Annotated in this window: 12 protein-coding genes; 2 read left to right on the forward strand and 10 right to left on the reverse strand. The window is 67.4% G+C overall.

Translation table 11 applies throughout. The annotated features are described in order from the left end of the window. Positions 1–38: 38 nt before the first annotated feature. On the forward strand, positions 39–1,343 hold the full coding sequence (locus tag GGR46_RS07705) for a hypothetical protein (RefSeq protein ID WP_183996093.1): 1,305 nt from the start codon (positions 39–41) through the stop codon (positions 1,341–1,343). Here the strand turns inward: GGR46_RS07705 and GGR46_RS07710 are convergent. The 7 genes from GGR46_RS07710 to GGR46_RS25830 all read right to left on the reverse strand — a co-directional run bounded on the left by GGR46_RS07710 (position 1,340) and on the right by GGR46_RS25830 (position 15,474). After that, positions 1,340–3,094, reverse strand: coding sequence for an SIR2 family protein (locus tag GGR46_RS07710; RefSeq protein ID WP_183996095.1), 1,755 nt, complete (start codon positions 3,092–3,094; stop codon positions 1,340–1,342). The genes GGR46_RS07705 and GGR46_RS07710 overlap by 4 nt on opposite strands. Before the next feature lie 628 nt (positions 3,095–3,722). After that, a complete protein-coding gene (locus GGR46_RS07715; RefSeq protein ID WP_183996097.1) occupies positions 3,723–4,265 on the reverse strand; it encodes a hypothetical protein in 543 nt (180 codons plus the stop codon). 54 nt (positions 4,266–4,319) lie between these two features. Further along, positions 4,320–5,252, reverse strand: coding sequence for a hypothetical protein (locus tag GGR46_RS07720; protein WP_183996099.1), 933 nt, complete (start codon positions 5,250–5,252; stop codon positions 4,320–4,322). Positions 5,253–5,433: 181 nt separating this feature from the next. Then, on the reverse strand, positions 5,434–6,753 hold the full coding sequence (locus GGR46_RS07725; RefSeq protein WP_183996101.1) for a hypothetical protein: 1,320 nt from the start codon (positions 6,751–6,753) through the stop codon (positions 5,434–5,436). Further along, on the reverse strand, positions 6,750–13,004 hold the full coding sequence (locus GGR46_RS07730) for an AAA domain-containing protein (protein WP_221262583.1): 6,255 nt from the start codon (positions 13,002–13,004) through the stop codon (positions 6,750–6,752). The genes GGR46_RS07725 and GGR46_RS07730 overlap by 4 nt, the downstream gene beginning before the upstream one ends. Continuing rightward, positions 13,004–13,648 (reverse strand): 4Fe-4S cluster-binding domain-containing protein, encoded by a 645-nt coding sequence (locus GGR46_RS07735; RefSeq protein WP_183996105.1) that lies wholly within the window; start codon positions 13,646–13,648, stop codon positions 13,004–13,006. Before GGR46_RS07735 ends, GGR46_RS07730 begins: the two co-directional genes overlap by 1 nt. Further along, positions 13,645–15,474, reverse strand: coding sequence for an AAA family ATPase (locus GGR46_RS25830; RefSeq protein WP_183996107.1), 1,830 nt, complete (start codon positions 15,472–15,474; stop codon positions 13,645–13,647). The genes GGR46_RS07735 and GGR46_RS25830 overlap by 4 nt, the downstream gene beginning before the upstream one ends. 144 nt (positions 15,475–15,618) lie before the next feature. Here GGR46_RS25830 and GGR46_RS07745 point away from each other — a divergent pair, with 144 nt between their 5' ends. Further along, on the forward strand, positions 15,619–16,071 hold the full coding sequence (locus GGR46_RS07745; protein ID WP_183996109.1) for an SH3 domain-containing protein: 453 nt from the start codon (positions 15,619–15,621) through the stop codon (positions 16,069–16,071). Positions 16,072–16,490: 419 nt separating this feature from the next. Here GGR46_RS07745 and GGR46_RS07750 read toward each other — a convergent pair whose 3' ends face one another. From GGR46_RS07750 to GGR46_RS07760, 3 genes are all read right to left on the reverse strand, one after another. After that, positions 16,491–18,434: an ISNCY family transposase gene (locus tag GGR46_RS07750; RefSeq protein WP_183996112.1), complete on the reverse strand. Its 1,944-nt coding sequence runs from the start codon at positions 18,432–18,434 to the stop codon at positions 16,491–16,493. Between the two features lie 268 nt (positions 18,435–18,702). Beyond that, on the reverse strand, positions 18,703–20,202 hold the full coding sequence (locus tag GGR46_RS07755; protein WP_183996114.1) for a CehA/McbA family metallohydrolase: 1,500 nt from the start codon (positions 20,200–20,202) through the stop codon (positions 18,703–18,705). Positions 20,203–20,204: 2 nt separating this feature from the next. Continuing rightward, complete coding sequence (locus GGR46_RS07760; RefSeq protein WP_183996116.1) at positions 20,205–22,673, reverse strand: TonB-dependent receptor; 2,469 nt, start codon at positions 22,671–22,673, stop codon at positions 20,205–20,207. Positions 22,674–22,705 lie beyond the last annotated feature (32 nt).

The following is a 22,705-nucleotide window of genomic DNA, read 5'->3' on the forward strand; positions in this document are numbered from 1 at the left end:
GTATCGCCAATGGCTTTAGCTTGGATACAGTGACCAGAATGATCACGGACATGCCCACCGCCGACGCGTTCAGTACCGCCGGCATGAACCAGCTCTATCTTGCCTGGCAGATCGCCATGCAGGTAGTGCACGATCACGAACAGATTACCGATTATTCCGAAGTCGATGGCGAAGAGGCCGAGGCCGCAGCCGCGGAGTATTGGCGCAAGTCACAACCAGCGCTCGCCAACGCATTTGGGCTGACGCAGCAAGCGATGGAAATGGCGCTCAAGGGGCGGATCGTTGCGGTGTCTCCTTACCTGCTGATCTCTCGCGACCCGAAAGACTGGCCGAAGGGGATCGATACGCAACCCGTGCCCTTCAGCGAGTTCCGCACGCTCGATGCAGCGGACCTGATCAAGGTACACAACAGCGTACTTGCACCGCCATTCGATCAGGCGTTTCGCGATTTCTGGGATGGTGCGCGTCGCGACCGTAATACGATCATGCATTCGGTCGCGCTCAAATCATTCGATCCGGCGACTTTGGTGCGCACGATCCTGACCGCAGCGGAGACGCTCTTCGCCGATATGCGGTGGCCGCAGCGGCTGCTGGAGATGGAGTTGGATGGCGCGTCGGCAGCCTACGGCTTGGATGAAAGCTCACAAAACGCCGTGATGCGGCAGATCGACACGGCGATCCGGCATCTGGAGCCAGCGGAGAGCCGCCGGTTCTTCAGGTTCGACACGAAGCGCCGCGCTTATGTCTGTCCCGTCTGCTATTACCGCGCCAATCGCGACTGGCAGGACAACTGGCCGGCATTGGCCCAGTTTCCGGAAAAGACGCCCGGTTCGACCAGCCTGCACTGCGTCGTGTGCGAGGAGACGACTGAGGTCGAACGCACCTCCTGCACAAACGGTGTGTGCCCGGCGGATGTACTCCATGATGGCATGTGTCTGACCTGCATGGCATCGCAGGACGATCCTCGCCTTCTGGCCGCAGATCCGATGGAGCATGAGACTGATGCAGTGCGGTATCATTTCGACTTCAGCCGCAATTGGCAGGGAGAGTCCAGCTACAGAACGAGCGATCAACGCAGCTTTCCAATGGATGACGCCGCGATCGCCTATGGCCGAAGCGCACTTTGTGCTGCGCATCTCGGTGGCTGGGATGCGGTTACTATCAAACTGGACAACCCGCTTGGCGGGCTCCTGTCGCCTTTCGAGCAGCGTGATCGGTTGCTCGGAACCTGGGTGCGCGAGGCTGGCGAACTCGTCTGGAAGCCTGACTTTGAACCGGATTTCTATGGCATTCGGGCATCACTGGATGGGGCGGATCGTAATGAGTCGCCGACCCCGCATTAGTAGAAGCTGACCCTGCCGCCGTAGCTTTCTACGGTCGCGACATTAACATCGAGCGATTGGCCGTTGCGGGTGAATGCCTCGCAACTGTCCGCGAACGCCTTCCCACCATAGCGAACCTCCGTCCCCTTGAGACCGGCGAGAATGATCGCATGGTTCTCATGCCGATAGGCTGCCCACGCACCGACCGGCACCCAACCGCTGTTCGAAACAGCCAGCCCAACATAGGCGAGCGCGAAATAATATTCGAACGTGTCGAACAGCAGGTCGTAATCCTCGTCCTCGGCGACAAGCGGGCGAAACGTCTCGCGCAGTGTATCGTGCAGCCAGTCGCTCATCGGCACATGGCGCCGCGACCCGCCGAACAAGGGGGCGACGTGATCGCGCTCGGCCAGTCGCAAGGCAACAAGGTGCGACACGGCCGCCTTGTCCTTGTTGCCGATCGTCGATGTCCGCACCGACAGCAGCCGAGAGAGCAACTCCGGACGCTTGGCGATCAGGCTCGCCATTCCTGCGGCGTAGAGCATCACCGTGCCGGGATAGGGCCTGAGACTGCCCCAGACCGTATATTGCGAGCCGTTGACGAACTGCTCGCGGCCGATCTCGCTGATCGCATCGACAAGCAGGTCGTCCTGTTCGCCGCGTGACCAGACGCCGATCGTGGCGTTGAGCGCGATGACCGTCGCGCCCGCTGCGTCATAGGCCTTGATCCGCGCTGAAATCGTTTCAGGTGTTGGACCATCGCCATGGGGCGGAAATGCCGGGCCGGTCCATATCGCCTTCGCCTCAGCCATCGCGTCGCGGTACAGGTCGTGCAGGCGAATGCGCTGCTCGCTATTGGCCAGGTAGCGTTTGGCTGCGCCGACCGCAGCCTGTACGCTCAGCGGATGCGGGCGGTCGAACTCCTCTAGTCCGCGCACATGGTCCAGCAGGCTGTCGAAGAAGCTGTCTGCCGACTTGATGCGGACTACATCCGCCCGCCGGCTGGTGACGACAGCTTCCGCCTCTCCGGACAACTCGCCCATCGTCGTCCAGAAACAGGCGTAGCGGCGGTTGGTCGCCCGCTCGATTGAAGCGCGTAGTGCATGGTCCCAAGTGGCGGACCAGCCGCAGACCACCAGCCCGAACTCGTCGAACACCCGGTCGACGAGCGTCGCCATCGCCGGATCATAGGCAGCCAGTTCGTCCTCGGTGTTGAGGATCCGCGTGTCGAGATAGTCGCCATGGATCTTGATGATGCAATGCTTCTGGTGGGTCAGCGGGATCATGCCGATCGCCTGGTCCGCACTGCCGATCACCACGGGGACGATGCCCCGCTGTTCCAGCGCCTGTTCGAGCAGGCGGTCGAAATTCGTTGTGACAACGACCCGGACGAGCCCGGCCTCCATGAGTTCCGCGACGGCATGATGGGCGGCCGTCGGCAGTTTCAGGCCCTGTTCGCGCTCTTCCGTATTCGGCTCGAAATAGCCTTTCAGCAATTGCTGACGTTCGATCTGGGTACGACACAGGCCATCGAGAAGATCCGAATAGCCCGCCTCCTTGCCATATTTGTCGACATACCATCGATCGGGCGCTTTGCCGGGGTCGGTTCCCTGTGCTGCCGCGGTGCGCCGGATGAGGTCGAGCACGACTTCCCATCCCGTTGGAATGCCCGCCGAGCGCGATACGCCGGAACCCAGTAATATCGCATATACGCCCGGGCTCGAACGCAAGGAGAAGGCGAGCGACACCACCGGGTCGAGAATCTGGGCCAATGCATGCTTCCTTAGTTCCGCGCGCTTCGCGCGCACCTCACTTTGGATGTGGCTTTCCGGCGGCCGGGGCAAGCTGTTCACGCCGGCAATCTGGTGTGAAGGACGAGTTCGACTGCCGAAAAGCCTGCTTTGGCTTTTTGTAGGAGGGGTATTGCATCAGGCCCTGCCGTTCGCTTCAGATTTGATCGCGTTCAATAACATGGAACAAAATGCAGGACGCTCTGAGCAAACTAAAATGTACTCTCGATTTGAACCGCGAAGATGTAAATGCGAATATTGTAAATTTTAACGGCAATAGCCGACAGTCAACTTCCGGCTCAGTTCTGGCCGCCGGCAAGGTGGCAACTGTCCAACGGCAGCTTTCAACGATCCCGTGCTAACAGCTGATGATCCGGAATCGGCCCACGAGCTGCCGGACTGGTTTCGACATAGGCTGCCGGTCGCCTAAGCGCCCCAACATCGGTCGTTCGAGTTTGGTGCGCTACTTCCCGAAAGCCGACATCAGAATAAAAATAGTCGCTTGCATCAAGCGATGAGCTGCTTCGCGGTTGTTGCCAATTTCCCGCTGCCATTCACGCTCTTCAGCAAGTTCTGCGATGCTTCGCGGAGCGCAGCCTGATCCGCTACCCTAGCCGGCCAAGATCTCGCTTATTTGCTGGTTGAGCGCGGCCAGTTCCAATTGATCGGTCTGATAGAGGTTGATCTCGGAGGTGCCGGGACGCCGACAATGGATCAGCAGGTCAATCCGCCGTCTGCCGAGTTCAACCATGCGACGTGCACGCTCGGAATCACCGTCTGGGGCCATGATGTTCGCTCGCAACGCGAATGCGTCATAAACTGCATCCTTGTCGGCCAAGAACAACATGCGCTTACGGCCGCCCAATTGCGGGCTGACATCGATGAGATTGCCTAGAGAATTACGCCACACCGCATGATGCTCGGCCTCGAAATAGAGACCGGGCATATGCCAGATTGCCCAACCATAGGCGATTGTCCCGCCCTTTTTGCGGACCCGATGCGCGACATTCTCGAAACAAAAGGAAGTTGCCGCACGCTTGGTCGGGATCGACAGGATGAATGTAGGTTCTCCCGGTGCAATCGAGGCGCAGAACTGCAATAGCGCGGGCGTCAGGGCGCGAGGCACGGTGTCGGGGGCAGTACTGCGTTTCATGGCAAGATCCGGCGATAGATTAAGCAGCTTTCTCTCACCTCGCTTAGACCCAGGCTAGAGATCGATCCCGAACGCGGCGGGGTTGATGGCGCGGAAGCCGTCGCGCTTCGACCAATCCATGTGCGCGCCCAGCCGTTCGACCACCGCTACCGCCTGGGTGCGCGGGAGGTGCAGGGCGGCCAGCGCCTGCGCCGCGGCACGCAGATGCAGGACCGGCAGCGACTGGATGTGGCCGGTTCCCCGGTCGAGAATGTCGGTCAGCATCAGCACCTCCACCTCGTCGATCGGCAGGACCGCCAGAAACTCCATCGTCACCCTGATCGCCGCCGAGCAGATCGCGTCGCGGTGCATCTCCAGCCGCTTGCCCACGGCGAGATCCTTGATCGACGCCTTACCGGACTTGAGCAGCGTCACCGTCTCCTCCGGCATGTCCTCTAGGTCGAGCCCGTCGACGATGGCGATCACTCGCCCGTCAAGCAGCCGTATGTCGACACCCTCAACCGAGAAGGGCAGGTCTCCGAGCGAACTATGGGCGTCGAGCCCCGCGACCATCGCGTCGGGATCGCGGTCCACCACGAGGCGGGCCGCGGCGATCTCGGCGTTGCGCGCCTCGACGACGGCCATCACGGCGGCGTGCGCAGCGTCGTCTTCGGCGCGGGCTAACACGACGTTGTCGGCCAGGCGGTTGCGCGTCTTCTGCTCGCCGCCGAATGTCCGCGCGAACCAGCCGGGCGTGTAGGACGCGAGCCGTTCCGAAGCTGCGTCCTCCGAAACCGAACCCCGCTCTGGGACGGTGAGCTCGGACGCGGTCGCCGTGGTCAGCCAGTCTATCCTCGACAGCGGCACGCGGTGCGCACCGGTCAGGGCCTCGACGATCGCCTCGTATTCGGCGGCGGCCGCCGCCGACGCGTCGAGGTGCGCCTGGCGGTGCAAAGCCTGCTGCCGTGCGACGCGCTGCCGCTCCGCCTGCTTGGCGGCGCGGTCCATTGCGCGCATCGTCCGTCCGACGTCCCTCACGAACTGTCTCGAAGTCACCATCGTCCCCGGCCGTCCATCCCCGTATCCAAAAAGCCGTAGCGCCATGGTCGCACGGTGTCATGGCCGGTGTGCTCATAGTTGCGTCGGCGCTGGCGGTCAGCGCTGGCCGCACAAGCAGGGCAAGACCAGCTCAACGCAAGGTCCGTCCGCGCAGGGCAGGCACCTCCACCGCCGCTCCCGCATCCGGTAGGGCCTCGACGGCGATCCGCTTCAGGGGCGTGGCGCCAACCGAGAGGGCCCGCTCGATCACCAGCCCGCCGCCGGCATCGCCGAGCCCCGCCTGCAGCGCCGATACGTCGCCGCACCAGATCGTCTCGGCGTCCCGGTCTCGCGACGGATCTGGCCCGACCCCGCCCGCGTCGAACGCCACCGGGCGCATCTGCATCCGCTCGCCGGCGGCGCTCACCTCGACGCCGTAGTCGGGTCGGGTGGCGCTGCGCACGACCAGCCGGCCCTCCTCTACCCATGTCGTCCGCATGCCCTCGGTCACCTCGTAGCCGAGGCCGGCGAGACCCTCGAGCACCGCGGTGCGGCGCGCCGCGGACGACAGCGCCCGCCTGTGCGCGTCGAGCGCCGCGCGCCCCTCCGCGACGCGCGCCGCGATGGCCTCCGTCCCGAGATCCTCCACCCCGGCCGCCAGGGCAACTGCGTCCAGATCAGCCGCCCGCATCTCCGCCGCCAGCAGCCCCAGGTCCAGGACAGCGGCCGCGCGTGCCCGGGCCTCCGTCAGCGCGCGGCCCGTGGCGACGTCGAGCCCGTCGAGCAGCAGCGAGCGCCTCGCGGGCTCCGCGTCGGCCGCCTCGTCCAGCCGGGCGGTCCAGTCGGCGACCGCCGGCCCGTCCACCAGCGGCGCCAGCTCGGCGATCCTCGCATCGATCCTCGCCACGGCGGGATCGGTGTCGACAGCCGGCCTCGACGCCAGCCAGTCCGCGAACGACGCCGGCGGCCCATCCAGCCGCAGCCGGTCGGCAAGGGCCCGCGAGGCGGCGGGAGCGGCCGTGCGCGCCGCCAGCACCCGGAACCCCTCTGCCAGCGCCGCTGCGTCGCCGCGCTCCAGCCCGCGCTCGAGGTTCGCATCCAGCGCCTCGCCGCCCGCGCGCAGCGCGCGCAGCAGGCTGGCCGCCGCCTCCCGTTCGCGCCGGTTCCGCGACCGGGCCGCCGCCTGCTCGGCGGCGACCTTGGCGAGACGCACCTGCACGTCGTCGCGCAGGAACGCCTCCTCGATCGGCGCCTGCTTCTGCAGATCCATGAAGCGGTCAGCCGCGATCAGCTCCGCCAGCTCCGCGCGCCTGGCGCGTGCCGCGGCCAGCGCCGCGTCGTCGATGCAGTCGTTGCGCTCGCCGATCCGGGTCCACTCGGCAAGCGCCGCGTCCACCCGCGCCAGCATGCCGTGGCAGATGTCGAGGATCTCCTCGCGCGTGACGATCCGCACCACCTTCGGTCCGCTCATGCCCTGACCCCCATCGCAGACACCACCGCGCGGCGCAGCCGCTCGCGCTCGCGCTCCGGCTCGTGGAACCATCGGTGCGAGGAGACCCGGTGGATCACCGGGATCGAGCGCCGCAGTACCGACGGCCGCCACATCTCGCGCGCGCGCGCGCCCTCCAGCAGCCTGTGGCGCGGCGCGTCGCACTCGATGCCGATCCCGTAGAGGCCGGTGCGCGGATCCTCGATCGCGAAGTCGAGCCCGAACGCGCCGTCGTCGCGGACCGGCGACGGCTCCCAGCCGAGCGACCTGAGCTCGGCCGCGACCGCCTGCTCGAGACCGTCCTCGACGTCGCGCGCGCCGCCGGCCGGCCGGCGCTGCTCGGGCGTGAGCCTGCCGAGCAGCGCCGACGCCGCGTCGAGGTCGCCCTCGGACAATGCGCGCGCATACTCGAAGTAGGCCTGGAGGAAGTCGCGCGGACTGGCCGCCTGCCGGCGTGTGGTCAGCATGTCGGAGATGAGCGGTATGGGCATCGACGTGACCAGCACGACCTTGCGCTTCGCGCGGGTGACGGCGACGTTGAGCCGGCGTTCGCCACCGGTCTGCCCGAGGACGCCGAACGAGCGCCGGAAGGTGCCCTGCGCGTTGCGGCCGAAGGTCGACGAGAAGACGATAATGTCGCGCTCGTCACCCTGCACGTTCTCCACGTTCTTCACGAAGAACCCCATATCCTCGCCGCCTTCGACCCGGTCGCGCTCGCGGGTCAGCGCGGCGCGGAACGCCGGGTCCGCCTCGGCGCGGTCCTCGAGCACGTCCTCGATCAGGTCGGCCTGCTTGCGGTTGAAGGTGACCACGCCGACGGTCGGCGGGACCGCGCCGCCCGCGGCCCATATGTCGCGCACGACGTCGGCGACGCGCTCGGCCTCGGCGGGGTTGGTCTGGTCCTCGTAGGTCCCATCGACCCGCACCAGCTCGATGGGCCGCTGGCGGCGGATCTCGTCGGCGGGATGGCGCGCCGGCACGCTCAGCCGGTTGACGTAGAACGACGCGTTCGAGAACTGGATGAGCTCGCGGTAGGCCGATCGGTAGTGGATCTGTAGCGTGGTCGACGGCAGAACCGTCTTCGCCAGCTGGAGTAGGTCGGGACAGTCCTTGATCTCGCGGCGGTTCCAGGTCTGGACCGCCTCCTCGCGCTCCACTTCGTCGAGGCCGGCATCCGCGTCCGAGCCCTCGAACACATCCGTCTCGTCGCTCTCGACCTTGCCCGAGAAGAACGCGCTCGGCGGCATCTGCTTCTCGTCGCCGCTGACGACCATCGTCCGGCTGCGGTACAGGGTCGGCAGCGCATACTCGATCGGCATCTGCGACGCCTCGTCGAAGATCACCGTGTCGAACAGCGACTTCCTGAGCGGCAGGAGGCGGCTGGCGACGTCCGGGTTGACCAGCCACACCGGGCGCAGCCGCATCAGCCCGAGGTCGGCGCCGATGTCCACGAACTCGCGCAGGCGCTTCGCGCGGATGCCGGTCAGGCGCGTGATGTCCTCCCACTCGCGCATCGGGCGCAGGCGCGACGCGTCGAGCCCGTCGACGAGCAGCCGACGGTTGAGCGAGCGCATCTCGCGGTCGGCTTCCGCCAGCGACGCCGCCTTCGCCTCAAGCTCACCGGCCTCGAGCATGAGCGCGGGGTGCTCGCCCTCTATCCTCGACTTCCAGGCGAGCCGGGCCTCCGTGGCCAGCACGCGCCGCACGGTCGCCTCTAGCCCCGGCTCGTCGAGCGCCTCCAGGCGGTCGCGGATCCGCGCCAGCTCGGCGAAGGCTGCTATGGCCGCCTCGCCCAGCTGGGGCACGCGCGCGCGGAAGCGCTGGTAGGCGGCGACGCGCGGCGTCTCCGCCGCGACCGGGTCGACGGCGGACGCGTTCGAGAGGTCGCCGGCGATCGCCTCGCGGCGCGCGGTGGTCCAGTCGTCCTCCATCCAGGGCGACAGCCGGGAGAGGGCGGCGAGGCAGGTGGTGCGCGCGCCGTGCCGCGCGAGCCCCTGGTCGATGCCCTCCACCATGTCCTCGACCGCCTGCCGGCTCGCGGCCCGCGCCATCGCGAAGGCAACCGGTGGATCGGGATAACCCTCCAGCCTGACGACCAGCGCCTCCGCGTCGGCCAGCCGGCCGAGGTGTGAGCGCGCCTCCTCGAGCAGCGACGGCACCCGCATCGGCGGCAGCGCGCCGGCGGGCTCGCCGGCGTCGACCGCCGCGGCCACCAGCCGGTCGCGCAGCGGTCGCAAGCCACCCTCGCGGTGGAGGCCCGCGCCGAGCGCGCGCGCGTCGCGCAGGCCGTGCCCGTGCATCAGCGACCGGCGGCGCCACAGCGCGATCCAGCGCCCGGGCGACAACTTCTGGAGGAAGGACGGCCGCTTGAGCAGCCGATCCGACACCGCCGTCCACGCCTCCAGGTCCGCGTCGTCCATCGCCCGCGCGACCTCGACCACGTCATCCGGCGCGTCGTCGGCGGGCAGGCCGAGCAGTCCGCGCTCGACGTCCGCGAACTCGCGCTGCAGCGGCGTGCCGCCGGGTCCGCGGTCCGCCGTCCCCGCCAGCATGTCGAGCCAGCGCGCGAGCCGCGTCCGGTCCTCGTCGCCGATGTCCCGCAACGCCCGGCCGTTGGCGGTGGTCCACGCCCGGTAGGGCTCCGGATCGTCGATGCGGATCGCGTCCGGCGTGCGCTCGACCACGCCCATCCGCTCGCGCTCGAGGCCGGCGAAGGCGGCCACGTCGGCGGAGAACGCCTCCACCGTGCCCTCGTCCACGCCGAAGCGCCGCGTGTCGACAAGCGCGCTGCCCTCGAACCTCGCCGGGAGCCACAGCCGGGCGACCGGGGCGCAGGTCTCCTGCAGCACCGCCAGCGCGCCGGGATCCAGCGCGCCGAGCAGATGCCGCAGCGACGGCACCGGCGGGGTCGCGCCCTCGCGCGAGAGGCCGATGAGGTCGCCCACCACCAGGCGGTAGGACAGCCCCGTCGGCCCGTCGACGGCGTGTAGGGCGCGGTGTTGGCCATCCAGGTCGCGCTCGAGGGACTCGATCCGCGACGCCGTCTGCTGACGCTGCTGACGCCAGCCCGTGGCCCCGGCCGGACGCAGGAACAGCTCCTCGAGCTGCTCCCGGATCGACTGGATCACGCTCCGGCGGTCCTTGTTGACGTCGTTGACCATCACGACGCGACCGCCGAGGCCGGCGGCCTCGAGGCGCTTGTGCACCACCTCGAGCGCCGCCTGCTTCTGGCAGACGACGAGCAGGCTGCGGCCCGTTCCGATGGCGTCCGCCACCATGTTGACGATGGTCTGACTCTTGCCGGTTCCGGGCGGACCCTCGACCAGCAGCCCGCGCCCCGCGCGCGCCTCGAGCACCGCCGCCTCCTGCGACGGGTCGCTGTCGGCGGTGAAGTAGCGCTCGATCTCGGGCGCGTGGACCGGCTCCGCGCGCTCGACGTCCTCGCCGACGCGGAACGCGGTCTCAAGGCTGGACCCGGCGGGCGGCGCCGACTTCAGCTGACGGAGGTCCTCCATCACCGCCTGGCCGAGGAACGCGAGGTGGAAGAGCGCGGCGGAGCAGAAGACCCGGTCCTCGCCAGGCGTGACGCCCAGGTCCTTCGAGGGAAGCGGGACCAGCTCGCGGCCCTCGACCGCCGCCAGGTCGCGGAAGGCGTCGACCACCTCGGCCGGCGTCACGCTTGCCCGCCCCAGCATGTCGTTCGCCGCCTGCTGCCAGCGCGCCGCCGCGTCGATCCCGAGCAGGCTCTCGAACGCCGGGTTGAGGCGGACCTCCTCGCGGCCGCGGTCGAACGCCAACGTCACCCGCCCGCGCGAGCCGACCTCGGGGTGCAGCTTCACGGGCCACAGCAGGACTGGCGCGATGCGCGGGCGCACGCCGGGCTTCGCCTCCTGCATCACGAGGAACGGGAAGCCGAGGTAGAGCCCGTCGATGCCGGTGTCGCGGCGGTATAGGGTCGCGTGCGAGTGGAGCGTCCGGACGCGCCGCTCGACGCGGGGATCGACGGTCAGGGCCGCCGGGTCCACGTCGATGGTCTGGTCGTTGCGCAGCAGCAGGTGCTCGACCAGCGACGCGGCGCTCCGGCGCGCGCTGTCCAGCTCCATCATGTCGATGCGCGCGGTCGTCTTGCCGATCACCATGCGGGTGAGGGGACCGCGCATGATGGAGGCGGTGATGCGGCGCGCGTAGAAGTCGAGGAGCGTCGCAACGTAAGACTGGCGCGGCGGCTGCCGCCAGTCGGCGGGCGGCACTGCCAGCAACGTCAGCGCACGGGCTAGAGGCAGGCGCCGCTCGAGCCTGAACTGGTCGGCCCACTCGTCGATACGGTCGAGGCCGCACCGCGCGAAGTTCTCGATGCGCATCTCGATCTCGGCGTTCAGCTCGCGCCGCGGCCGGGTCAGGCGCTCCAGCGCCGCGTCGCGGTCGAAGGCGGCGAGACCGGCGCGCGACGCCGTCGCGGCCGCCTCCTCGACGATCGCGTCGGCGGCGCGGAACTGCGCGGCCGCCGCGCCGAGCAGCAGGATAAGGTCCTCCTCCTCGGTGACCCGGCGCTCCACGATGGCGAGCAGGCCGGGATGGTCGGTGTCGGGCAGGACGCGGCGGCGCTCCTCCCAGACAGCGGCCAGCTGGCTGCGCGAGGTCGACAGCGCTGCGACCCGGAGCTGCGCCTCGTCGAGCTCGACGTCCAGTTGCTTGGCCCGGTCGCGGACCCGCTGCTCGCGGCGCTTGAGCCGGGCTAGCCACAGCTCGTCGTCGTCGCGCTCGAGGCGGTCGGGCACCGGGCCGGTGATCAGCGCGTAGCCCTCATCCGGGTGGTCGAGCAGCCAGCCGGGGGTCACAATTTCGCCGCGCACGACCAGCGGCATCGACGGGTTGAGCGCCTTCAGCGAGAGCGCGAGGCGCAGGTCCTCCGAGGCGCCGTCGAGCGTCGCTACCGCGCGGAGCTCCGCGCGCAGCTCGGGATGGTGTCCGGCCTCCTCCATCCAGGTGGCGAGCTCGCCGCGCAGCAGCAGCCCGCGCGCCTCGTCCCAGTTGGCGGACTCGGCGGCGGCGAGCGCGAAGCGCTCCGTCGTCCGGTGACGGACGCCGCCCAGCGTGATCGGGCGCCCGCCACCGGTCTCGTCGGTCTGCCGGGGGGACGACGGCGCGTTGGGGATGTCGCCATCCAGCCAGCGCCGGACCTCCGGCCACCCCCAGCGCTCGCGGCGGTCGAGGGCCAGGAGGCCGCGAAGCAGGGCGTCCACCGCCGGCGGCAGACCGTCCGGGACCGGCGCGCCGTTGGTGAGCACGCTGATCAGGAAGGACTGGTCGTCGGCGCCGCCGAAGCAGGTGCCGCGCGTGACCTGCTCGAGGATCAGCATGCCCAGGCTCCACCAGTCGCTGGCGGCGGCGACGCCGCCGGCGACGGCCTCGGGCGCGGTGTAGCGAGTGATCTCCAGCGGCGAGACGACGTCGAGGTCGTAGTCCGACAGGCGGGCCGAGCCGAATCCCGTCACCACCAGGTCGAGCGGCTCGCGCGCGCGGACCATGATCGCGCCGGGCCGCAGGTCGCGGTGGCGCAGTCCGCACTCGGCGAAGACCGCGAGTGCGCCGCCGACCTCGCGCAGGATCGCGGACAGGGTCGCCGTGTCGTCGGGGAGCAGGCCGAGGTCGGCGAGCGTGCCGCCGCGCAGGTCCTCGGACACCTCGTAAGCGCGGTCCTCCCACCGACCTGTCTCGAAGATCTCCGGCACGTGGTCGCGGTCGAGCGTTCTCAGCGCGTCGTAGACCTCGGGGTCGGGCTCGCTTCCGTTCGAGTAGAGGGTCAGTACGGCCTCGCGGCCATCGGCGTTGCGCACGGTCTCGTAGCGCTCGCGCACCACGCTGGTCGTCGCCAGGCGGCGCAGCAGCCGCCAGCCGGCGACAGTGGTCTCCGCAGCGGCAGGCTCGTCCGGCACCTCTCCGTCCGACGCCGTGGCCGTCACCGCGCCGGCGGACGCCGCCCCGTCCGCGATGTCGCCGCCGCACGTGGCGCAGAGCAGATCGCCCTCGGCCACCTCGTGCCCGTTCACGCACACCGGCGCGGCGGGGGCGGGAGGGGCCGTCGCCGGGCCGGCCGCGACGGGCGGTCGCCAGCCCTCGGGACGGATCGGGATGGATGAGAGCGGCCAGTCGCACAGGCGGCCGTCGAGGTCGCCCTCGCAGAACATCTCGTCAAGCGGGCGCTCGGTCCGGCAGTTCAGGCAGAATCTCATCATGCGGCTGCCCCCCCCGGCTCGGCGGACGTCGAGGCGCGGTGCCCGGCCGCGGCGAGCGACCGACGCAGGCGGCCGACGTCGCCACGCGCCGGGATCCCCGCCATCCACGCATCCCCGTCCTCGTCGAACATTACGTCGAGCCGGCGGTCGCCGGCGCCGGCCGGCCTGTCGAACGCCAGCACCGCGGTCCCCAGCGGCGTCAGCGCGTGGAGCCGCTGGTTGTCGCTGCCGCGCAGCGCAAGCGTCTGCGGCAGGTCGGAGCGGAACGGCCCCGTCATCAGTGCGTCCACCAGATCCGGATTGCGCTCCAGCCAGGGCGCCACGTCCTCCAGCTCGTGGCCCGTGAACACCAGGGTCGAGCGGTCCGACGAATCCCGCCAGCGGCGCAGCAGCGCGGCCAGCGCGTCGGGCTGGTCGAAGGGTTCGCCCCCCGACACGGTCAGCCCATCCGCCCCGCCGGCGTGCCGCTCAAGCTCAGCGAGCAGCTGGTCGATGGCGACACCGCCGACCCGCGCGTCCCACGTGTCGACCGAGACGCAGCCGGGACAGCGGATCGAGCACCCCTGCAGCCAGACGCCGAGGCGCCTTCCGGGGCCCAGCGTCGTCACCGGGAAGTGGACGCGCGACACCGCGACCCTCACGCGGCGTCCCCCAGGACGACGGTGGTGACCGTGCCGGGCTCGACCGCGACCACCGTCACGGGCCCCTCGCCGCCGCGGTCGAACAGCGCGCGCGCGAGCGGGTTGATCAGGTGCGCCTCGATCTGGTTGCGGATGCCGCGGCCCCCGTTGGACAGGTCGGCGGTGCACAGGTGGCGCAGCGTCTCCGACGCCTCTGGCGACAGATCGACCCGGTGTCCCGACGCGGCGGCGTCGGCGAGCACGGAGCGGACCATGGACGCGAAGATCTCCTCCGCGACCGCCGGGCGGATGAAGTCGAACACAATGACGTTCTCGCCGAAGCGGTTGAGGATCTCGGGGCGGTTCAGCACCAGCTTGAAGTGGTTGGCGATCTCGGCGCGGACGCGCGAGCGGACCTCCTCGAACGGCTGGTCGGGCGTCACGTTGGCGACGCGGCCGCCGTCGGGGGCGGTCGAGTAGATGCCTAGGTTGGAAGTGAAGATGATCAGCGCCTCCGAGAAGTAGACGCGGTCGCCCCGCCCCGAGGTCAGCACGCCGTCGTCCAGGATCTGCAGGAACTTGTCGAGGATGCGCGGGTGCGCCTTCTCGATCTCGTCGAACAGCACGACGCTGAAGGGGCGCTCGCGCACCGCGTTGGTCAGTTCGCCGCCGACGTCGTAGCCGACGTAGCCGGGCGGCGCGCCGATCAGCCGCTGGTCGGCGTGCTCGGCGCTGAACTCGGACATGTCGAAGCGGATGTAGGCGCTCTCGTCGCCGAACAGCAGCTCGGTGACGGTCTTTGCGAGCTCGGTCTTCCCCACGCCCGTGGGACCCGCGAGGAAGGCGATCCCGCGGGGACGGCCGCCGCGACCACCGCCGCCGATCCCGGTCGCGGCACGCTTGACGATGTCAAGCATGTGCACGACCGCATGGTCCTGTCCGACCACCCGGCGACCGATGGCGGCGGCCCCGTCTATTATGCGGTCGCGCTCGATCGCCCGCCACGCGTCGTCCGTCACGCCGACCTTGTAGCGTCGGACCGCCTCGCCGACGTCGGCGATCCCGACGCCCTCGGCCCTGGCCAGCTGCGCGACGGCGTTCAGGTCGACGAGGAGCATGCCCTCGGTCGCGTCGACGAGCTCGCGCTCGGCCGCGGCGATCTCGTCGGCTGAGGCCTCCCTCACGCCGGGGATGCCGCGGATCAGAGAACCCGCGACCGCCAGCCTGGCCGCGCGGTCGGGCGGGGCGATCGGCACATGGCGGATGCGCGGGTTGTCGATGGTCAGCCAGTCGGGAAGGTCGCCCTCCTTCTCGACCACCCACACCACCGTGTTGAAGCGCGGCGCGCGGTCGGGGCCGACGGGCCGCGCCTCGGCGCGCTGGCTCAGCACGAGCGCGCGCGTGAACAGCGCCTGCTCGGGCGGCGACAGCGCGTCGCTGCGCACGATCAGCCGTGAGGCGAAGTCGGCGATCAGCGCCACGGGCGGCCCGTCGAGGGCGACGAGGCGCTCGAGCGTCGCGGCGAGCAGGTCGCCACCGCCCGGCGCGCGTCCATCCGAGGGCGCGAGGCCGATCCGGGTCAGCACGGCGTCGGCGTCGGGCTCGCTCCCGTCGGGACGCGGCATGACCGAGAAGCCGCCGACCGGATCGTAGCGCACCGCCTCGGCGTAGCCGGCGTCGGCGAGCGTGGCCGCCAGCACGTCGCCGAGCGGCGCCGCCACCGCCTTGCCGGCGATCTGGCGGATCTGGAGGTCGCGGACGTTGCCGGTGAGGACGAACTGGCTCTTGAGCGGAAGGAAGCGCGTGAGGTCGCGCACCCAGCGCGGCCGATGGTCACCGTCGTGCACGCCTCATCCCCCCCGTTCGCCGCGAATCCTCCACCTGTGACTCGTCCCCGCAGACTATCGGTCTGCCGCCCGCCGTCAATCTCGCCCGGCCTTGCGCGACCCCGCCAACCCCGTAGGATCAGGGAATAAACGGGGGAGGGTGCAATGAGGACGATGCTGGCTGCGGCGCTAGCGCTGACCATGATGGCGTGGGCGGGGACGGCGTCCGCCGCGCAGATCGGTGGATCGGCCGCGATCTGCCGCGCGACGCCATCGACGAAGGCCGCGGTGGTCGAGCGGCTGGCGGCGCACTCCCAGGTCGACGCGCTGCAGACGCGCAGCGGCTGGACCAAGGTGCGCACGGCCACGCCGCGCACGTGCTGGGTGTCATCGCGCTTGGTGGCAGGGCCGTCGGCGCTGCCGTTCGCCTCCAGCTCCGCGCGCCGCGCCGCCTCCAGCGCGACCCGGTCATTCCGCTCCACAGCCACCAGGGCGAGCCGTCCGCGCAGCCCGTCGTCCGGAGGGACATGCCCCTGCGGAAGCGGCAGCGTGTGCGTCGGTCCGCGCGGAGGCCGATACTGCATCACGAGCGGCGGCAACAAGCGTTACGGCGTGTGAGCCGCGATGCCGGGCGGCCCCGCAGGTCTGGTCACCTCATCTCGTGGTCGGCTCCCACCCTATCGCCGCTCGATTTCACACAGAGTGATGCGAGCTTAGCCGCCGTGATTAACTTCTCGCTTGCTCTCGCTGCAGACGAGTGGTTGGCGCCGATCTAGCCAAAGGTTCTCGCCAGAGGCAACGGTCGCGCAAGGGCCCGGGTGACTGACTGCTGACGGTGCCAGCTTTGGTAACCACTTCTCCGTCGGGACCAATTTCAGTTAGTGGTCATTGCTTTCCGAAAGCTGCCCGTCCGAAACCGGCCCAATAGCTGCCCCTTCAATGCGAACAGGCCGCGGCAGTACGCTAGAACAGCTCGACATATTCGCTGCCGGTGACGCCGGCCCTGCGGTCGGGCTCGAGATCGATGAGCGGCCTTCTTAGATAGGTGGTAAGACCTCGCGTATTGATATCGACCTGGTCGACCATTCTCGCCTCGCACGTCGGAATCCGTCGGATAATCCAAGGATATCCGATTCCAACATCGTAAGCCCCATGAGCTGGTAGCCGACAGGGGAGGCGGTCAGAAGATGGCAGGGGACTGAGGGATCGTCTTCGAGTTTCCTGCGAAGCCGTCCCATGTAGATATAGATGTAGTGTGACCGTTCCAAATAATCGGGACCCCAGACCTCCATCAACAGTTCCCGATGACTAAGAACTCTGCCATGCCCCCGGATGAGCACTAACAGGAGACGGAATTCGATCGGGGCCAGATGAATTGCCTCCCCACGCCGCTGGATCGTTTGCGCCACAAGATCCACGGTGATCTCACCGAACTCCGCTCGCGAAGGGGGAAGGGCGAAGTTTGGAGGAAGTACCGGCGTCTGCGAGGTGTCTGGGGCATCGCTGGCGACGGCCTCGGCAACTCCCGTTGTGGTTAGACTCGTTGGTTCCTGCGGTTTTTCCAGGCGCCCCTCGAGAATTACGATCGGATGATTTCCGAGCGGAGCTCGTGGGCGACCATTGTGCTGCCTCCGTATTTCCGGAGGGGCATTTTGCAATTCCCGACTTTCAGGGTCGGTGGGGTCGCGGAAGTGATTCCGAAAGCCAGCGAGGACATGGTTGTTCCGCTTGAAATGATGCGGCTCTGCGTCACAGATCGCGTTCGCCAAGTTGAGTGCGGCCCCAAGGCGCTTATGTTCCACAACAGGCGCAGATGCGTCCCCGACGCGCCGAAGCTTGTCGAACACGCGATGGGGAAGGGGGTGTTCCTCGAAAAGAATCTCCAGCCTCCCCCAGAGGTCCAACGCAACAGTCACCTGTTTCCCGATGGCGCGCCGGCTCAACGAGCTATCCTCAAGTATGATTTTGGTCTTGTTGAAAGAAAGGGAGAGATCCTGAAAAACCTTTCGGAGTACCGTATAGGTGAGAAGGCTATCCAAGCTCTCATTTGGTTTCGGCTGATGCGCATCCTCGGGATCGACCGGGGCGCGGGCAAACTTTTGATTGTGCTCGATGCGGTACTCTTCGAGATAGCGATTTGCGGCATCCATCGTTGAAATGTTCCGCAGCCTCAGTTCCTTTACGAGCCGGTCTTGTAGGGTCCGGTTAGCCCGTTCGACCCTTCCTTTGGCTTGCGGTGTCTTGGCGCAGATAACTTTGATACCCAACCGGCCACATGATCGTGCGAACTGCGTTGGCTCCCGCTCACCATTCGCAGTTGGGTTGGTTGCACGGAAAATGCTGTGCCGATCAGAAAAGAGGGCGAGGGGACAACCGAAACTCTCAATGTACGATCTAAGACATGCCATATAATTGTAAGAGGTTTCGTGTTCCACGAAACGCAGGAGCTTCAGCTCGCTTGTGGCATCGTCGATAAAGACGAGCAGGCAGCATTCGTCGCCGCGCTTTTCGAACCAGCGATGGTAGGATCCATCGACCTGAACGAGTTCGCCTACTCGGTCGCGTGGGGGGCGGGGCGAAAAGACGCGCGGCTTCCGGCCAGCTCGATCAACCCAAAGACCATCCTCCTTCATCCATCTACGTAGCGTTTCAGCACCGATCAAAATCTTATGATCTTGTTCAAGCTTTTCAGCCGCGAGCGTGGGGCCGAAATCAGCGTAGAATTCCCGCACGATCTCGATAACCTTTGCGCGTTCCGAGTCCGGATATGCGCCATTTCGATTTCCGAGTTTCTTGGAGTCGAGGCCAGCCGGCCCGTGCTCCCTGTATCGATCGACCAGCCGGTATGTTTGAGTGCGTTTGAGACCAAGCGACGTTCGAAGATCCGAGATCGAAATCTCTTTTGTGAGATAAGCCTTTATTGCTTTGATTTCATATGACTCTTCATCGATCTCGATATCGACGGGAGAATTCGAACTCATGGCAAGCCTCCATTGCCGGGCCGCCCGTGCAGACGGCAGGAAAAGAGGCGAGTCCCATTTCAGTTGTGGAAAACGTGCCCCTTTCGCATGAGGACTTACAATCTGACAGATTGATAATATACATTATGTTAAGCGTGGGCCATTCATGGGAGTGTAGGCGGAAGATTCCCACAAAGCCGTCCGGCGACCAGTCCCATCTCCCCCGCCCAGTCACGACGGCCCCTCGCACCGTTGCAATTCTCGCAAAATAGGCACTTGGCGGGCCGGGCTATTCTGCCTGAACGAAATACACGGGGTTACCGATCAGCAGTAGCCGCCCTGTGCCATCGCGCACTTCGGCGCGAACCCAGTGCGCCCGCCCGTCTCCCCGCCATGGTGCAAGCACCGGCGCTCGGTCCGCCTCGATGGCTGCGCGATACGCGGGTTCCGCCTTGCCGTCGATCACCAGCTGGACAGTCCCGTTCGTCACGCCTTGGACATCGACGGTGAAGCGGACCGACGTCCCCCGTCGTACCGGCAGAGTCTCACCCATCACTGCCCGCCGATCCCCGGCAAGGGCGGACAATTCGAGGAACCGGCCCTTCACACCCTCGACATCGATGAACACCCGGCCGGATCGGATGCCGGCCAGCATTCCCCGCACGGACAGCTCCGGCATGTAGATCACCGTGGTCGGGCTGCCGACCGCACCCGGTTCGTTCGCCGGGCGGTCCGCCTCATGGCTGTCGCTGCCGCCGATCGCGGTGACATGCCGCCCGGCGTTCAACTGGCTGGTCCAATAGGCGAAGCCCTGCAGCGCGCTGTCCGCCGCACGAGTCTCACGCATCGTGCCGCCGTTGACGACTTCCACCGCATCGATCGCGCCATCCGGCAGCCCGTCGACCCGCCAGCCACATCCCATGCACATCTCGCCAGAAGGCGCGCCGGGATGGTTGATCGAGACGATACCGCCCTCGGCATGCACCGCATCGATCCATTTGCGCGCCTGGTCCCAGTTCGGACCGGTCATGCGGTAGTCGAGGAAGTCGGTGGGGCCGAACACGTTGCTATGGCCCCAGAAGGTGGTGATCTCCCGGCCCGGCACCAGCAGCATCCGGTCGAACGCGCCCTGCAGCTCGCGCATCGCATTGTAATGCGCGGTGGTGTTGTGATCGGTGAGCGCCATGAAATCGAGCCCGCGCGACGCCGCCGCCTCGACCGTGCGATAGACCGGGCACGGGATGCTCACGCCCGATTGCGCCTTGCACCTCCCGTCGCTGTCGCCGCTGTGCATGTGCAGGTCGCCGCGATACCATCCGGCCTTGGCGACGATCGGCGTGTCGGCGAACTCGGTCACCTGCGCTGCGCGCTCGAGGAAGATCTGCGCTTCGAAGGGCGCCCGCGCGCCGGGACGTATATTGGGCACCCCCAGGATCAGCGCCCAGCGTCCGGCGGGCAGCGGCCCCGGCAGATAGCCGGGAGTCGCCTCTTCGGTGCTGAGCGTCAGCCGGTTGCGCGTACCGCCGCTCGCCCCGCGAAAACGCTGCGGATCGCGCAGCGCCAGATCGATCACCGATTTCTGCTCCTTGCCGGCATAGCTGAAACGGATGGTGATCCGCTTGACGCCTTCGGGCAGGTCAAAGGGCACTTCGGTGTATTTCTCGAAATGCTCGCGGGTGAGTTCTCCCTTGAGCACCTGCCACGGCGCCTCCTCAGGACCGGCCTGCGCAAGGGCAGGCGCGGCCAGGAGGAGCGACGCGGCGAGAAAGGCGGCGAGCGGCGTGCGCATCGTCAGAACCGATACATCAGCGCGGCGCGGAAATTCCGTCCGATCAACGGACGCGCGATGAAGGTGTTGGCACCGGCGTCCCCGTTCATCAGCTCGCCCGCGCGCGGATTGCCCTCGGTCAGGCCCAGCGAGTTGTTGAGATTGTCGACATAGCCATAGAGCGACAGCCCCTTAGACACGTCGAACCGGGCGCTGAGATTGACCGTGGCATAGGCCGGCAGGCGCACCGAATTGGCGGTATCGACATAGCGCTTGCCTTCATATTCCCACGAGCCCTGCAGGCGGAAGCGCCCGTCGAACAGGTTGATGCCCGGCACGAAGCGCACGCTCATCGTCGGGATGCGGATCAGGCGGTTGCCGTCGAAGTCGAAGCTCTTGCCGGTCGCATCGACATAGGTGAGCCCCTTGTACTTCGGATCCTGCAGCGTCGCGGTGGCCGACAGGTCGAACCAGCGCGCCGGGCGCAGCGTGCCTTCCAGCTCCAGGCCGAAGGTCTGGGTGTCGGCATAGCGCGCCTCGCTCACCGCCGGGCCGTTCAGGTCGAAGCGATAGTTGGTGAAGCCGACATTGTTGTACTTGGTCCAGAAGCCGGTCGCATAGATATCGAGCAGCGGGCTGGCATATTTCAGGCCGACTTCGCCCAGGTCCATCGTCTGGATGATCGGCTTGGCGGTGGGGCTGGTGACGAAGTTGCCCAGGCTCGGCAGGCGGTTGGCCGAGGTGTAGCGGGCGAACAGGCCGGCATGGCGATTGAACTGATAATCCACGCCCAGCGTCCAGGTCGCGCGATTGAAGTTGCTGTCGTAATTGGCATAGACGCCGCTGCCGGTGCTGATCGACGATGTCGCCGGCGTCCCCAGGCTGACGGTCTTCTTCAACCCCACCGTGCCGCGTGCACGCATCGTTTCCCAGCGCAGGCCGCCGTCGATCCGCAGGTTCGGCGTGATCTGCCATTCATCGGCTAGATAGAGCGCATGGGTGGTCTGCGAGCCGCGCGCATCTTCCCATTCATAGCCATATTTGTAGATGCCGTTGTCGGTGAACGTCTTCAGCACCCTGCCCGCGCCATCGACCGCGACGAGGTTCAGCAGCCGCGCATTGTCCTGCACGTCGAGCAGCGCGGTCGAGGAGTAGCGGCTGAAATCCTCGTCGATATTGGCGAAATAATAGCCGAAGGTCAGGTCGTGGGTGCCGCCCATCTCGAACTGGCGCGAGATGCGGGTGTCGCTCATGAACTCCTTCACCGGCAGGGTCAGCCCGCGCAGGCCGCCGACGATGACCAGGCCGTTGCCGTTCTGGTTCGCGGTGTCGAACACCTGGTTCGGTGACGTGACGTAGCGGAACTGCAGCGCGGTTGCACCCGGCGCCTGGGCGAGCAGCGCCGCCTGGCTGGTCAGCAGGCTCGATGCGCTCTGCAGCGTGTTCGGATAGACGCCGTTACGCTGCGTCCAGCTGTCATTGTAGCGCGTGGTGTTGGCGATCTTCCAGCCGTCCCACGGCTCGAACTCGAACTTGCCGGTGATCTGGGTGCGCTTCACCTGGGTGCCGACGCTGTTGTCGAAATCATAGATGCTGCCATCGCCCATCACCATCTTGACGCGCTCGGTCTCCGGCCCGGCGACCGTGCCCTTGTGCCCGTCGAAACCCGGCACCGCGCGGATCTTCCCATCCGCATAGGTGCGCATCGGGATGCCGGTGTAGAAGGCGACGATGTCGTCCACGCGCTTCACGTCCAGCGACACCTTGGCGCGCTCCCATTCGCGCGAGATCGTCGCGCGCAGCTGGCCGCCGCGATTGGCCGTGAAGCCCGGATCGCGCACGCCGCCCTCGGAACGGTAGAAGCCGCCCAGCGCGACCTTCCAGTCGCCCACGGGCGCGCCAACCCAGAAATCGGTGCGGTACAGACTGTCGGCGCCCAGCATCACCTTCACCAGCCCTTCGGCATGGTCCCCAACCTGGCGCGGGATGAAGTTCACCGCGCCCGCCGGCGCGTTCGAATAGAAGAGCGAAGCCGGGCCGCCGCGCACCACTTCGATCCGCTCGATCGTCTCGTCGATGCGGAACACCTGGTCGGCATTGAGATAGCCCAGCGCCGGATCATGCTGCACGGGGATACCGTCCTCGAGCAGCTGGATCGAACCATAGCCGTCCACCGGCACGCCGCGCGCGCGGACGTTGCCGCTTGCTTCGCCGCCCGATGCCTCCACCCAGAAGCCGGGGACCGACTTCAGCGCCTCGGTGACGCTCGTCGGTGCCTGCATGCGGAGCGCCTGCTCGTCGATCCGGGTGACCGAATAGCTCATCTCGCTCTTGCGACGCTCACCCGCGCCGGCGCGGCCGGTGACGATGATGTCGTTGCCATCATCGGCAGTCTCGGTCTTTGCCGGGGCCTGGTTGTCCTGCGCCCAGACCGGGCTGGCCGCGGCGCACAGCATGGCGAGCAGCGACGACGTCATCAGCAGCGACTTCATGATATTCCCCTTAGTGGACAGCCGCCCGCGAC

It is taken from the genome of Sphingomonas kyeonggiensis (assembly GCF_014196745.1).
In the GTDB taxonomy this organism is placed as follows: domain Bacteria; phylum Pseudomonadota; class Alphaproteobacteria; order Sphingomonadales; family Sphingomonadaceae; genus Sphingomonas; species Sphingomonas kyeonggiensis.

What these genes read in the sequence shown, in the direction of transcription:
- GGR46_RS07705 (WP_183996093.1), top strand. Translation starts at nt 39, where the DNA reads ATGATCACGGACATGCCCACCGCCGACGCGTTCAGTACCGCCGGCATG.
- GGR46_RS07715 (WP_183996097.1), bottom strand. Translation starts at nt 4,265, where the DNA reads ATGAAACGCAGTACTGCCCCCGACACCGTGCCTCGCGCCCTGACGCCC.
- GGR46_RS07720 (WP_183996099.1), bottom strand. Translation starts at nt 5,252, where the DNA reads ATGGACCGCGCCGCCAAGCAGGCGGAGCGGCAGCGCGTCGCACGGCAG.
- GGR46_RS07725 (WP_183996101.1), bottom strand. Translation starts at nt 6,753, where the DNA reads ATGAGCGGACCGAAGGTGGTGCGGATCGTCACGCGCGAGGAGATCCTC.
- GGR46_RS07730 (WP_221262583.1), bottom strand. Translation starts at nt 13,004, where the DNA reads ATGAGATTCTGCCTGAACTGCCGGACCGAGCGCCCGCTTGACGAGATG.
- GGR46_RS07745 (WP_183996109.1), top strand. Translation starts at nt 15,619, where the DNA reads ATGAGGACGATGCTGGCTGCGGCGCTAGCGCTGACCATGATGGCGTGG.
- GGR46_RS07750 (WP_183996112.1), bottom strand. Translation starts at nt 18,434, where the DNA reads ATGAGTTCGAATTCTCCCGTCGATATCGAGATCGATGAAGAGTCATAT.
- GGR46_RS07755 (WP_183996114.1), bottom strand. Translation starts at nt 20,202, where the DNA reads ATGCGCACGCCGCTCGCCGCCTTTCTCGCCGCGTCGCTCCTCCTGGCC.
- GGR46_RS07760 (WP_183996116.1), bottom strand. Translation starts at nt 22,673, where the DNA reads ATGAAGTCGCTGCTGATGACGTCGTCGCTGCTCGCCATGCTGTGCGCC.